We start from the raw sequence: 14,048 nt of genomic DNA, 5'->3' as shown, positions 1-14,048 counted from the left end.
TTCTGGAGAAAATATGGCTGATAATTATATTCTTTTGCATAAAGAAGATCATATCGAGGTTCATGATTATAGGAAGTTTAAATTTCCTGGACTTGACCTAAAGATAGTTGGAGACTTTAACACTGTGAAAATTAAGCTTCCTTTGAAGCTTGATCGCTGCTCCTTATTTATTGAATCAAGCTATTCTTCTTTTGAAATTGGTTCTTCGGAAAGGTTGATCTCTTTTGGCGCAACCATCAAGAATGGGAATCACCAGAAAGTTAAAATTGGAGAGGAATTTTCTTGTGGGCATGCAATTCTTATTTCACAAGAAAACTATTCGAAAATTACAATCGGTAATGATTGCATGTTTTCTGCCGACATCACCATGATGGTTGGCGATGGACATTCAATAAGAAAAAAAGATGATGAATTAACAATAAAAAATTGGGGGGGGGAGATTTTTTTAGGTGACCATATATGGGTAGGTCGCAGTGTTAAAATAGCAAAAGGAACACATGTTCGCAATAATTCAATAATTGCATTTGGATCTGTTGTCAGTAAGAAATTTGATGCAGAAAATATATCTATCGGTGGCGCGCCTGCGAAAATAATTTCAGAAGACCTAAGTTGGGACAGGTTGCCTCAGAAAATATTTCATAAAGAGAAAATAGATGCATACGGGATTCAAGATTTTATAGGGACTGAAGAAGAACTTCGTGCTTTAGTTAAAGATAATCCAGATAAGGTTTGGGTCGATTTTTTTATTAAGAATTACGCATTGCAGAACTCTTCCACGCGAGAAGAGATTGTATGTTTTGAAAAAAAATTCGACGCGAATAATTCTGATTTAGGATTGTTGAAGTATTTGGTATCTTTGTATCTGAGGTTTAATGATTTTTATTCTATAAAATTATTATTCGAAAAATATGCTGTCAGTGCAAAAAAAATTGATTATTGGGGACTGATTACATGGTCTCGTGCTCTTTATAATTTGGGTGATATCGATGCATCTAAAAATTTGGCGCTCGAAGCTATAGGGAATGCAGATTCAGATTGGCTTAGGCATTGTGCTAAAGTATTTTTAGAATCAAACGAAGAGCATGTAGTTGTCGATGTGGCAAAGAATATAATTGGGAAAAATAATGAGGACTATGAGTTTTCTTTAGATTTTTTAATAAATCATAACTTAAGCAAAAAAAATTTTATAGAAGCAAAAAAATATTTAGATCAAATCTTATTGATAAATAATGGTAACTACTTTTATACTTTAAAAATTGTCAATTGTTGCATGATATTAAAGGATTTTGAAAGAGTTATTGGTGAATGTCAAAAGGTAATTTTGAAAAATAAGAAAATCATGTGGAGTTATTGGCATTTGAGTATCGCGTATGAAAAGATGGGACTTTTCAAAAATTCTCTAAAAATTGTTGAAGAAGCTTCTCTTTTAGAGAAAAACAACGATAGATGGGATAAGAGAAGTTTGCATTTGAAAAGTTTTTTATGATTTGGTTGTAATGCGATGATTAAAAATATTGGAAATAAAAAGCAATTTATATTGTTTGGCGGTATTAATGTTTTTGAGGGGGTGGATTTTTCTCTGAGATGTGCTGAGTATTATGTCAATGTCACCAGCAAGCTTGGTATTCCGTATGTCTTTAAAGCCAGTTTTGACAAAGCCAATCGTTCTTCCATCCATTCCTACCGTGGCCCAGGTATGGAAGAAGGCCTGCGTATTTTTGAAACGGTGAAGAAAGAGTTTGGGGTACCGGTGATTACCGACATTCACGAGCCCTGGCAGGCTGCGCCTGTTGCGGAAGTGGTGGATGTATTGCAATTGCCTGCATTCCTGGCACGCCAGACCGATCTGGTGGTCGCCATGGCCAAAACCGGCAAGCCCATCAACATCAAAAAGCCGCAATTCTTAAGCCCAGCGCAAGTGCTGAATATCGTGGAGAAGTTCAAGGAAGCGGGCAACGATCAACTGATGTTGTGCGACCGTGGTACTTGCTTTGGCTATGACAACTTGGTGGTGGATATGCTGGGCTTTGGCGTGATGAAAAAGGTGACTGGCGATTTGCCGATCATCTTTGACGTGACCCATGCCTTGCAACAGCGTGACGCGCTGGCGGGAGCATCCGGTGGGCGCAGGCAGCAGATTGTGGAGTTGGCGCGTGCGGGTATGGCTACAGGGTTGGCGGGCCTGTTTCTGGAGGCGCATCCCAACCCCGACCAAGCCAAGTGCGATGGCCCCAGTGCTTTGCCGCTGGACAAGTTGGAGCCATTTTTAGAGCAGATGAAAGCGATTGACGATCTCGTCAAATCCTTTGCTCCGATTGAGATTTCCTAATCCAGAATAAAAAAAGCTGCTTGGGTTTATGTAAAACTTAAGCAGCTATTGTTTTGATCGTTGATGACATTTGAATCTAAAGAAAAGCAAGTCTTGCCCTTGGCCGTGAACAGCTTGGGTCAACCCACAGTGGTCATTGTCATTCCAGCTCGCTACGGTTCCACGCGCTTGCCTGGCAAGCCTTTGGCCGATATCGCAGGCAAGTCAATGGTGCAGCATGTGTACGAGCGTGCCTGCGAAGTGCAGGGCGTGCACGCTGTGGTGGTGGCAACGGATGATGAACGTGTTGCGACTGCGGTGCACGATTTCGGTGGTCGCAGTGTGATGACGTCGGCAGAGCACCCATCCGGTACGGATCGCCTAGCCGAAGTGATGGCGCAGTTGCCTGCCGATATCTATGTGAACTTGCAGGGCGATGAACCTTTGGTGCGTCCCGGCGATGTTCAGCGCCTGGTGGATGGCATGTTGGCAGATGCTGCGGTTTCCGTTGGGACTTTGTGCCACCCGATTGACTCCCAAGAGGCGCAGAGCCCGAATACGGTCAAGCTGGTAGTGGCCGACAACGGGGATGCGCTGTATTTCAGCCGTTCGCCAATTCCTTATCCCCGCGATAAGGAACATGTGAGCTACCTCAAGCATGTGGGCGTTTATGCTTATCGCCGTGAAGTGCTGCAAACGTATGCGCAACTGCCACAGCCTATGGCGGAAAAAGCCGAAAAGCTGGAACAACTGCGCTTGTTGGCTGCAGGGCTGCGCATTCGCGCCTTTGAGGTAGAACCCACTGGGCCCGGTGTGGACACCCTTGAATGCCTGGAGCAAGTGCGGGCCTTGATGATGGGCACGATATCAGCTTTTGAACAGAAGCAACCAAGCTTGGCCGACGTACGGTTGGTGATTCCGGATGTGGACGGGGTGCTGACAGACGGTGGTTTGTTCTATGACGCAACCGGTGAGGCGCTGAAGCGATTTCATGTGCGTGACGGTTTAGGCATGCGGTTGCTGGAAGAAAGCGGTGTACGCGTTGCGGTGCTTTCGGGCCGTGATTCGCCGGTGTTGCGCAAGCGGGTAGCAGATCTGGGGTTGAGCTTTTGTTTGCTGGGTGTCAAGGACAAGGCTGCTGCGTGCCAGGCGTTGATGCAACAAGCTGGTGTAACAGCAGCCCAAACAGCCTGCCTGGGCGACGACAGCATTGATTTGCCGGCCTTTGCTGTCTGTGGTCTGAGCTATGCCGTACCTGATGCGCCGCAATATGTGCGTGCTGCGGCAACGGCAACATTAAGCACACCCGGTGGGTATGGGGCGTTCAGAGAGCTGGCCGACGCAATTTTGTCGGCGCAGGGCCAAGAGGATGTGGTGGCATCTGCATCTGGGTACAGCCGTTTGATGAGCCAGATGGCGCAGTAGTAAGTGTTTGAAGCGAGGAATGAGAATGCAGATGAATGAGGGAGCCGCTTGCGGTGCATTGGCTATTGCGCAAGAAACGCTGGATATAGAGATTGAAGCACTCAAGCGCATGCGTGACCGTTTGGATTCGCGCATTAATGAAGCGGTGGAGCTGATTCTGGCTATGCAGGGGCGAGTGGTAGTGGTTGGTATGGGTAAATCCGGCATCATTGGCCAAAAGATCGCTGCTACCTTGGCTTCCACAGGTACACCTGCTTTTTTTGTACACCCTGGTGAGGCATTTCACGGTGACCTGGGCATGATCAAGCCCATTGATGTGGCGCTGCTGATCTCCAACTCGGGTGAAACGGAAGAAGTGCTGCGTGTGCTCCCGTTTCTGCAGTACCAGCAGAACAAGATGATTGCGCTGACAGGCAAGATGGATTCCACCTTGGCTCAGTACTCGCATGTGGCGTTGGATGTAGGAGTGGAGCGTGAAGCGTGCAAGAACAACCTTGCACCCACCAGTTCGACCACCAATACCCTGGCAATGGGCGACGCACTGGCGGTGGCACTGACAGTGAAGCGCGATTTTCAGCCGGAGGATTTCGCGCGCTTTCACCCCGGCGGCAGCTTGGGGCGCCGTCTATTGACCCGTGTGTGCGATGTGATGCACAAGGATCCGTTGCCCGTGTGCGCACCTGATGCGTCTTTCCGTGACGTGGTGAATTCGATCACCTATGGCCGCCTGGGGCTGACGCTGGTGATGGGTGGAGAAATGCTCAAGGGCATCATTACCGATGGTGATCTGCGACGAGCTTTTGAAGCGCAAGACGAGGTCAAAAATTTAACTGCTGCGCAATTAATGTCTCCCAACCCATTGACGATTGCTGCCAACACCCGCTTTGCTGACGCAGAGGCGTTTATGCGAGAAAAGAAAGTGGGAGCGTTGGTTGTGCAAGATGCGCAGGGAAGCACTGTAGGCGTTCTTCAAATCTACAGCATGACTCAGCTTCCGCCTGCGGTTTGAGATGAGTTTGGGTATTGTCTCCAAGGGAATAGCCAAAATTCCCTTTTTGTCGGAACTCTTGGGCGAGGACGTTCGGTTAACTTCCAAAGCCAAGCACTTGTCGGCTATTGCAGGCTGGGGACTGAAGCCCAGTACACATGCGGCACGCCGGTATGCAAAGAAACATCGGTTGCCTTATGTGGCGCTGGAAGACGGCTTTTTACGCTCCTTTGGCACAGGGGAAACACACCCGCCTTTGGCGGTGGTGCGCGATGAACTTGGGATTTATTACGACTGTACCAAGCCCAGCAGTTTGGAAAATCTGTTGAATAGCGATGATGCTTTGCAAGAGGTTGTGAAGGCAGGAAATGATCGCGCGCGTACACAACTGCTGCATGCCAAGCTTAGTAAATACAATCATGCGCCACTATTAAATCCAAAGCAATTAAGTGATGGTGATGTTGCCAGAGTGCTGGTAGTGGATCAAACCTATGGGGATATGAGTGTTGCCTTGGGAGGAGGCGATGAACATTCTTTTCAGACCATGTTGCAAGCCGCGCTGTCTGATAACCCCGAGGCGACAATTTATGTGAAAACACACCCCGAAGTCTCGTCAGGGCGCAAAGCCGGCTACCTAACCAATCTGCAGACGGACTTGGTCCAGCGCATAGTGGTTCTACGCGATGCCGTGAATCCAATCAGCTTGATCGAGCAGATGGATAAGGTATATGTAGTCAGCTCCACCATGGGATTTGAAGCCTTGATGGCAGGTAAGCCAGTGAGCTGCTTTGGTGTGCCGTGGTATGCGGGATGGGGTGTCACGGATGACAGACAGCCAGATCACCCCGCCATGTTGCGCCGTTCCGCAAGGCGTGGAATCAGCCGCTCTGTAGATGATTTATTTACAGCGGCATATGTGCAGTACACGCGTTATCTGAATCCTGAAACACACCAAGCAGGCGATATTTCTGATGTGATGGCATGGCTGCAGCGGCAACAAGCCATGGCACAACGCTTTAGTGGACGCATGATTGTGGTGGGTTTCCGGCGTTGGAAAGCTGCCAATGTTCGATCCATGCTGTCGCTCCATCCCGGCAGGGTCATCTTCGTAAAAAACGCTTCAGCTGCAGCGGTATTGCTGCCAGAGGACTGTGATTGCCTTGTGTGCTGGGGCAGGGTACCGCCAGCTGGTCTGGCCGAGCTGGCCAAGCAAAGCGGTTCGCGTTTGCTCCGTATGGAGGATGGATTTATACGCTCAGTGGGACTGGGTTCGGACCTTATTCCTCCACAGTCATTTGTGCTGGACGCAAAGGGGATTTATTTTGACCCATCCCAGCCTTCCGAATTGGAAATTTTGCTGAATGAGCATAATTTTACGCCAGAAGATTATTCCCGATCTGATTATGTACGGCGGACTATTATTCAGCATGGTATTACTAAATATAATCTTGAACCTTTGATGCCTGTGCAGTGGGACGTTGAAGATGTTAATCGCCAAGTTGTTTTAGTGCCAGGGCAGGTCGAGGATGATGCATCCATTCGTTTTGGATGTGATTGTGTTAACGGCGTGCATACGAATGCTGGTTTGTTAAGCGCTGCACGCAAGCAGTTTCCCAACGCCTTTATTGTGTATAAACCGCACCCAGATGTGGCAAGTGGGAATCGCAGTGGAAAATTAGCGATGACTGAAGCGCTGCAATGGGCTGATCATGTAGAAATACGCGCGTCCGTTGTGAGCTGTATCGAGAGATGCGATACGGTGGTGACCATGACATCATTAACTGGCTTTGATGCACTGCTGCGTGAAAAGCAAGTTGTGGTATATGGACGCCCTTTCTATGCGGGTTGGGGATTGACTCAAGACATGCTTCCAATCCCGCGCCGGGCACGCGCATTGAGCTTGGATGAGCTGGTGGCATGTGCATTATTGCACTATCCTTTGTATTGGGATCCTGTTTTGAAAGGCTACACCAATTGTGAAGCAGTTCTTAATCAAATTATAGAAAAACGTGATCGTTTGATCGGCGCCGAGAATTTAGATAAATTACGCGTAGGCTATTTTCGACGTCAGCTTAGGAAGCTGATGGTATTATCTAGATCATTTAATAATTAGATTTATAATCTTTAAAATATTGCAATAATAATTAAATATGAGTAAGTCTAGTTTCCACGGTAAGAGAGTACTTTTTCTGCAAGGTCCAGTCGGTCCGTTCTTTTGGAATCTATCCAAGGATATGAGATCGAAAGGGGCAGACGTATATAAATTTAATTTCAATGCGGGGGACTGGATATTTTTCCGGAGGGGCGCTGATTCTTTCAAAGGTAGTTTGGCTGAATGGCCCGATGTCCTAGAAAAATTTATAAAAGAAAAGAATATTGATGTAATCATACTTTTTGGAGACTGTCGGCCTGTTCACGCTTGTGTAAGAGGTTTGGCGCAAGAGTTGGGTTGCGCCGTTGGTGTTTTTGAAGAGGGATATTTGCGACCGGACTATGTCACTTTTGAGCCAGTAGGAGTAAATGGAAACTCTGAATTCTCACAAAGCCTTGGCCCGTGGCTTGTGCAGCAGGCGATTTCTATTCATGCAACTAATAAAGTTAACAAAGATAAAATAAAAAAAGAATCAAACAGTATTCCGGTTGGGAACACGTATTGGCATGCTGCGGTCTGGGGCATGCTTTATTTTTTTGTTTCCTGGTTTTCTCAATGGTTCTGGAACAATACCTTGCATCACCGCCAAATGTCTGTGCTGGATGCTCCTTTTTGGTGGCTCTCATATGGACGTAAGCTCTGGTACAAGATAAAGGAGAAAGGAATAGAGGAAAAACTGTGTGGCGATTTACGTCACCGGTTCTTCTTGATTCCTTTGCAGGTACATAATGATTCGCAAATTACGGTGCATTCTGATTTTGATTCGGTCTGTAACTTCGCTGATTATGTGATGCGGTCTTTTTCCAAAGCATTAATCGAGGAGCGGAAAAAAATTCTGCCAAAGGACGGCGTCTCTATTTCAGACGCAGTGCTGGTGTTCAAACACCACCCGATGGACCGCGGTCATAGAAATTATGGCAAAGCGCTAAAACTACTCACACGTCGTTATGGCTTGGAAGGCAAGATTATTTATATTCATGATCAGCATCTGCCTGCTTTGCTGAAGGCGACGCGAGGGGTGGTTCTTGTGAATAGTACCGTTGGTTTGTCTGCACTCAAACATGGTGCACCCGTCAAAGTGTGCGGAACTGCCCTGTACGATATGCCTGGATTGACTTTTCAGGGGCGATTGCGCGATTTTTGGCATATGAGTGAACAGGCAACTCCTGATGCAGAAGAGTTGAAGCGGTTCAAACAAGCACTTATTCGCCGGACGCAGCTTAATGGAAGTTTTTACAAGAAGCTGTCTCAGGTTGAATGGCAGTGTGGTGTTGCTCTTGATGGTCAAATGGCTGAACGTCTATGGCCGGTTGCTGTTTCAGCGGTCCAAAAGCCTTTGTCCCAATCGTTAAAGGCACCGCTGCTGGCTCCGGCGGAAATGCCTTCTGATGGCGTATTGCTTGCCGCATCTGCTCGGCGTCAACGAAATTTCGAAGAGCAGGGCACTTTGAGCATGGAATCCTAGATGCTGTACCAGCAAGAAAAGGCTGAGTTGCCTTCAAAAAATGACCGGTTAATACTTTTTGTCGGTGGATATGATCCACGCGGTGCGCGGCATTATCACCAGATGATGCAGCGTGAATCCTTGAAGCAGGGCGAAGTATCGCAGGAAAGTTACAAAGTAGGCAGTCGCCACCGTTGGGAGCCCGGATTAAAAGAAGGACTTCTTCACTCCCAATGGACCATTAGCAATGATCGAGGCAAATCCAGTGATTATGTTTTTGTAGATTGGTCAGATTTGGTGCGCCAGAGTTGGGACTCAAGAATTGCAGATGTTGTATGGCAGGGGCTGAAAACGTATTGCTTGATATTCCGCAATAAAAATGTATTGAGCCCATTGCTGAAGGCAACACCCTATGCAATCTGGACGTTGGCCTACCCATTGATGTGTATGCTGCTTTGCTTGGTGCTTGCATGCATTGCAATGACAGTATTGTATAAAATCAATCCGGGATGGGGAGGCTTTACAGGCGGTATATTGCTTGGTTCCATTTTTCTATGGGCAGGGTATGCCATTGATAAGAGAATACATGTTAGCTGGTTGCTTAGAATATTGAATTTCTCAAGAAGAGAAGCAGAAAGTTCATTGCATGAGGTTGATGATCGCTTCAAGAGAACCGCAAACATTGTTGCGAGACAGATAATTTCAGGCGACTACAAAGAACTGGTTGTAATTGGTTTTAGCGTCGGTAGCGCTGTAGCGGTTTCTTTTGTACAAACGATACGTGAAGAATTTATTTCAAAAGGTTGTCCTAAACAAAAAATCAATTTACTGACACTGGGCAATTGCATTCCATTATTCTCGCTTATGCCAGGAGCGGACAGGATGCGCCGCAATTTAGTTGAGTTAGCTAAAGATGAGAGTTCTTATTGGGTCGATATTTCATCTCCTGGCGACAGTGTAAGCTTTGGGATGTGTGATCTGCTGGCGTTGAGTTTTCCCAAGCAGGACTGCAGGGCTTTAGAAGGGTGCGTCAACCCTAGAAGTATGTGTACCCCACGTTTTCACAAGCTGTTCAGACCATCTTCTTACCGCTGGATAAGGCGCAACAAGATGCGGATGCATTTCCAATATTTGATGGCATCGGAGTTATCCGGTGCATACGATTATTTTAAGCTGCTCACGTGTAAAGAGTCGCTACCAGATTTTATTGAGAAGAGATTGGTTCGATGACACTGTTTTGCCCTGCTTATCCAAAGCCTCATTCTGAGAAAGCATCCAAGCTGAGCTTGTTCTGGCACGCACGCCGTTCATGGTTGGATGCGCTGTACGAGCGAAGCTATAGCATGCAAATGGGAGAGGTTCATTTGCCCGGCGTTGATCTCTACATGGTCAATGACTCGCAAGAGATTAAAAAAGTCATGCATACCGAGGCACAGGATTTTCCTAAAAGCCATCTGATGCATGAATCGCTGGAGCCTTTGCTCGGAGACAGTCTGTTCACCACCAATGGGGCACAGTGGCAGCGTCAGCGGACTATGATGAATCCTGCCTTTGAGCAGGCGCGTTTGAATGTTGCTTTTCCACGTATGCTGGGTGCAGCGAATGCCATGTTGGAACGCTTGGATGCGCTGGAAAATGACGTGGCGTATGACATTGAAGTGGAGATGTCACATGTCACCGCTGATATCATTTTCCGCACGATTTTTTCAACCCCTCTGCAGGGTGCTGATGCCCACCGGGTCTTTGATGCCTTTGCACGTTACCAAGCATTGGCTCCCAAGCTCATGTTGCCAGCCCTGTTTGGTGTGCGCTGGTTGCGGCTTCCATGGCTGAAGTGGCAGAGCAATCAGGCAGCCAAGGAAATCAGGACTCTGTTGGTGGAGATGGTTCGTCCTCGCTATGAGGCATATGCGCGCGGCGAAGATCAAGGGCCAGAAGATATCTTGACTGCGTTCATGCGTGCACGAGATCCGCAGACTGGTGAGCCGTTCTCTTTTGAAGAGCTGATCAACCAGGTGGCCATGCTGTTTTTGGCAGGGCATGAAACCTCCGCCAGCGCGTTGACGTGGACTTGCCATTTGTTGGCCAAATCTCCCGATATTCAAGGGCGGGCTTTTAGCCAGGTTCAAAGCTTGCTTGGCGAGCGTGAGCCAGAGCAGCCTGACATGAAAAATCTCCCTCTTCTTTGGAACATTTTTCGTGAATCTTTGCGCCTTTTTCCGCCGGTTGGATTTTTTGCTCGGGAGAGCGCACAAGGCTGCCCTATCCGCGGTAAACAGGTCAAGGCGGGAAGTACGGTGGTAATTGCTCCATGGCTGCTACAGCGACACCGCAAATGGTGGCAGAACCCAGATGCATTCGACCCAGATCGATTCGACCGTGAAGAGAGCAAGCAGGCGATCAAACACACCTACATGCCTTTTAGCATGGGGCCGCGCGTTTGTTTAGGGGCTGCGTTTGCATTGCAAGAGGCAGTGTTGATTCTGGCCTGTCTTCTGCGCCGCTACGAGTTGCTGCCTGTGGAGGGGCATGAGCCGCAGCCAGTGGGGCGTTTGACGATTCGTTCGGAAAATGGTGTCCGAATTCTGTTGCGTAAAAGGATCAGTGGGTGAAAGAGCGTTTAGCAGGTTTTGCTCTGATGTGTGCCATGGTTCCTATGGCGATCATGGGGTATCTGGTGCTGTGGTGGGTTGGGTTGTGTGGGAACACCGAGCGAGGGCGAGCCGGCGTGCGCGCCCTCGATCATTTCGTCAATGCGACAGTGTTCAATGGCTACGCTTGGGAGAGCGTGTCATCCCATGCATGGCGGGCGCGTGAAAAACGCTGGGCACGTTTTGTCATCTGGTTTACTGACCATTTTCAACAGAATCATTGTCAGAGGGCGAACAAGAGAGAGCAGCCCATCGTAGATCTGGCCCTGCGCAAGGGGCTTGAAAAGCGCACGATCGACTAAGCCGTTCAGGCAACGATGTCAGGCGGTGGGCAAGCCATTGCTAACAGACGCTGCAGTGCCATTCGCCTGCCCCTGCAGCGTGTGCAGCAAGGCCGCTGCACTCAGGCACTGGATCAGCAGGCTGCCGCCGTTGGCCTTGACCAGGGCATCCACCAGCCGGTGCTGGGAGGGGGCCATGGCGGGCGCAGGAATGACCTGGCTGTCGGCAAAGCGGGCCACGCCCTGCAGGTCGCTGACCAGCAGGCCCAGGCGGCGGCCGGCATGCTCCAGCACGACGACCTGGCTTTGCGCGGTGACGCGGGTGGGTTTGCCGTGCAGCAGGGCGTTCAGGTCGAACACCCAGACATAACCGGTCAGCGCACCGCGGCTGCGGCGGGCCATGGTGCCCACACAGTGGGGAATGCGGCCGGCCGACACTGGGGCAATGGCCGCAGCCGGAAGTGCTTCGAGCACGCAGGCGGCGTCCAGAGCCATCAGGCTGCTGCCGACGAAGAAAGTGGCCATCTCGCGCAACTGGTGCTGTCCGCCCTGGGCAGGCGCCATGGAGTCGATATAGGTGCTGCGGCGGCGCACGGCGGCGATGGCATCTTCCTGTTCGGCCCCGAAAGGCTGGACGGCCACGGCCAGCACCTCTTCGCGGTAGCCGTCGCTGCGCTTGAATTCACGGTAGCCACTGCCTGCCGTGGCGGCCACGATGCAGTACTGGCCGGCATGCACCATGGCGCGTGCGGCGCTCTGGCCTGCAGGCAACTGCAGGAGATCGGCAGGCAGGGGCATGCGGCTGCCCACAGGCTGGGCCGTGTCGGTGGAGGCCAGCACCTGACCCAGGCGGTCCAGGTAGAGCACGCGGGTGGCGCTGTCAGCGGAGGCCGCGTTGTGCGGCGCGGCGCTGTCCAGCATGGATTGCAGCTCGCGTTCGGCATTGAAGACCAAACCGATGCCGCCAAGCACCTGCCCGTCTTCGCTGCGCAAGGCTGCGTGGTAGGCGTAGGTGGGTGCCTGGCTGCTTTCGAGGGCGCTGGGCCGCCAGGGGCTGACGTGGTAGGCCTGCGGGCCGGACAGGGCCAGTACCTGGGTGAGTGTGTCGGCCTCGATGCTCTGGCCCAGCAGTGGATGCTGCAGGACGTCGTCGGTGGTTTTCTGCCAGCCGGCAGGTGCTCCTGCGGGTGTTTCGCCCCGCAAGCTGGTGGCCACGATGCGGCCGCTGCGGTCGTACACCACCAACTGGCTGTAGACGGTGTAGAGGCTGTGTATGTGGCTGAGCTGGGTGCAGACCTGCTGCACCTGGGTGTCTGTGGCCTGTCCGCGTTGCACGGCCAGCAGCAGCGCAGGCAACTGGGGCGTCAGTGCCCACCAGCGGCAATCGTTGGCGCGCTCGTACAGGTTGCGGTCCAGCAGGTCCACCAGCAGGCGGCTGAGCAGGGTGTTGTCGCGCAGGGCAGCATTCAGCACCGTGTCGTACAGCGCGCGAATGGACTGGGTGAACACCTCGTTGGTGCGTGCCCCGGTCTCGCCGATCTGTTCCAGCACGGCCTGCAGACGGGTGCCGTCGCTGCCGTTGTCGGGTGTGTCGCCGGCGGTCATCACCTGGCCGTTCCAGACCACGCGGCGAATGGTGTCCGCCGCCGTGATGATGGCATGCAGCGGCGGGCAAAAACGGTGGGCATGCGCCAACAGACCCTGTGCCACATAGGGGTCCAGCTGTTCCAGCAGATGCTGGCTCTGGTTGGCAAAGGCCTGCTCCACCGGAATCATGATCTGGCCTTGCCAGCCTTCAGGGCCAGGGTAGCCCTGGTAGCCTGCAGATGCGGCGGTCTGCACTAGGTAGGTGCGTCCCGCATGGATGTGCAGATTTGGCGCACTGTTGTGGTACGTCGGGACGGGGCTGTCGGCACCAATCCAGTGCGGATCGCTGCTGGCCAGCACCAGGCCGCTGCCATTGACCAGCAGGCCCACGCTGCGCACGCCATTGTTGCTGCCTTGCAGGCCAGCGGCGCGTGCACCGAAGATGCCGCGCATTTCGCCATCGAAGTCAAAGCTGAGGCACAGCACGCCAATGGGCTCACCCGTCTGTGGGTGCAGCATGCGCTGAGAATAGATTAGCGCGTGGGTCTGGTGGGGGCGCAGGTCGGTGGCGCGGAAGGTTTCCACATAGCTGCTGCTTTGCAGCGTGCGCGCCAGCAGTGGGTCCTGGCTGCCTTCCACGGGAGAGTCGCCATCGGTCTGGGCCAGCACCGTTCCGTCCAGGCCTACGAGCAAGATCTCGTTATAGACCGTGTATTTGCTGCGGTAAGCGCGCAGGCGCTCCTGCACGCCCACACCGTCGGCCAGGCCGGCCACGTAGCGGCAGAGCATGCTGTCGGTGGCCAGAAAGCCCACGTCGGCCGTGCGCTCGTACAGGTTGCGCACCAGGGTATCGATCACGTTCTGGGCCTGCGTGGCCAGGGCGGCCATCACCCCGGTGACGGACTGGTGCACCATGGAGTGCACCAGATCCTGTTCCAGCTGCTCAAAGCCGGCACGCGTGGCGGCCATCATCGGAAGGATGGCATGGGCTTCCTGTGGGCAGTTCATCTTGGCAGATGACTCGATCAGCCGCCACATCAGGTTCAGCTCGCGCAGCGAAGCCTCGCAGCGCGTGACATTCCGCATATAAGGGATGAAGGCATCGGTGTGCAGCTGGGGGGCGGCAGAAGATGCGGCGGCATGGTGGCTGGGAGTCGTCATACGGGTCCTTGTCTCTTGTTGGTGTGTGCCTCGGTACGCGTGATCTGCATC

10 protein-coding genes are annotated in these 14,048 nt (G+C 51.5%); 9 read left to right on the top strand and 1 reads right to left on the bottom strand.

All coding sequences use genetic code 11. The annotated features are described in order from the left end of the window. The first annotated feature begins 13 nt into the window (after window positions 1-13). The 9 genes from QM470_RS08555 (at window position 14) to QM470_RS08515 (ending at window position 11,270) form a co-directional block, all read left to right on the top strand. The gene (locus tag QM470_RS08555) at window positions 14-1,486 is read left to right on the top strand and encodes an acyltransferase (RefSeq protein WP_283338928.1); all 1,473 of its coding nucleotides are present in this window, start codon (window positions 14-16) and stop codon (window positions 1,484-1,486) included. A 15-nt stretch (window positions 1,487-1,501) separates the two neighbouring features. Beyond that, window positions 1,502-2,329 carry a 3-deoxy-8-phosphooctulonate synthase gene (gene kdsA, locus QM470_RS08550; protein ID WP_283338927.1) on the top strand — a complete coding sequence of 276 codons (828 nt, stop codon included), beginning with the start codon at window positions 1,502-1,504 and terminating at the stop codon, window positions 2,327-2,329. Window positions 2,330-2,392: 63 nt separating this feature from the next. Continuing rightward, on the top strand, window positions 2,393-3,733 hold the full coding sequence (gene kdsB / locus QM470_RS08545; protein WP_283338926.1) for a 3-deoxy-manno-octulosonate cytidylyltransferase: 1,341 nt from the start codon (window positions 2,393-2,395) through the stop codon (window positions 3,731-3,733). 31 nt (window positions 3,734-3,764) lie between these two features. Next, the gene (locus QM470_RS08540; protein ID WP_283339174.1) at window positions 3,765-4,742 is read left to right on the top strand and encodes a KpsF/GutQ family sugar-phosphate isomerase; all 978 of its coding nucleotides are present in this window, start codon (window positions 3,765-3,767) and stop codon (window positions 4,740-4,742) included. Window position 4,743: 1 nt separating this feature from the next. Continuing rightward, complete coding sequence (locus QM470_RS08535; RefSeq protein WP_283338925.1) at window positions 4,744-6,834, top strand: capsule polysaccharide biogenesis protein; 2,091 nt, start codon at window positions 4,744-4,746, stop codon at window positions 6,832-6,834. Between the two features lie 37 nt (window positions 6,835-6,871). Continuing rightward, on the top strand, window positions 6,872-8,338 hold the full coding sequence (locus tag QM470_RS08530) for a capsule polysaccharide biogenesis protein (protein ID WP_283338924.1): 1,467 nt from the start codon (window positions 6,872-6,874) through the stop codon (window positions 8,336-8,338). Continuing rightward, window positions 8,339-9,547, top strand: coding sequence for a hypothetical protein (locus QM470_RS08525; protein ID WP_283338923.1), 1,209 nt, complete (start codon window positions 8,339-8,341; stop codon window positions 9,545-9,547). Next, a complete protein-coding gene (locus tag QM470_RS08520; RefSeq protein ID WP_283338922.1) occupies window positions 9,544-10,929 on the top strand; it encodes a cytochrome P450 in 1,386 nt (461 codons plus the stop codon). The genes QM470_RS08525 and QM470_RS08520 overlap by 4 nt, the downstream gene beginning before the upstream one ends. Beyond that, a complete protein-coding gene (locus QM470_RS08515; RefSeq protein WP_283338921.1) occupies window positions 10,926-11,270 on the top strand; it encodes a hypothetical protein in 345 nt (114 codons plus the stop codon). The genes QM470_RS08520 and QM470_RS08515 overlap by 4 nt, the downstream gene beginning before the upstream one ends. An 18-nt stretch (window positions 11,271-11,288) precedes the next feature. Here QM470_RS08515 and QM470_RS08510 read toward each other — a convergent pair whose 3' ends face one another. Next, window positions 11,289-13,997: a chemotaxis protein CheW gene (locus QM470_RS08510; RefSeq protein WP_283338920.1), complete on the bottom strand. Its 2,709-nt coding sequence runs from the start codon at window positions 13,995-13,997 to the stop codon at window positions 11,289-11,291. Window positions 13,998-14,048 lie beyond the last annotated feature (51 nt).

The sequence above is a fragment of the Comamonas sp. 17RB genome (assembly GCF_030056555.1).
In the GTDB taxonomy this organism is placed as follows: Bacteria; Pseudomonadota; Gammaproteobacteria; order Burkholderiales; family Burkholderiaceae_C; genus Comamonas; species Comamonas terrigena.
The sequence above is the reverse complement of the archived record's forward strand: the minus strand, read 5'-3'. Positions and strand labels throughout refer to the sequence as shown.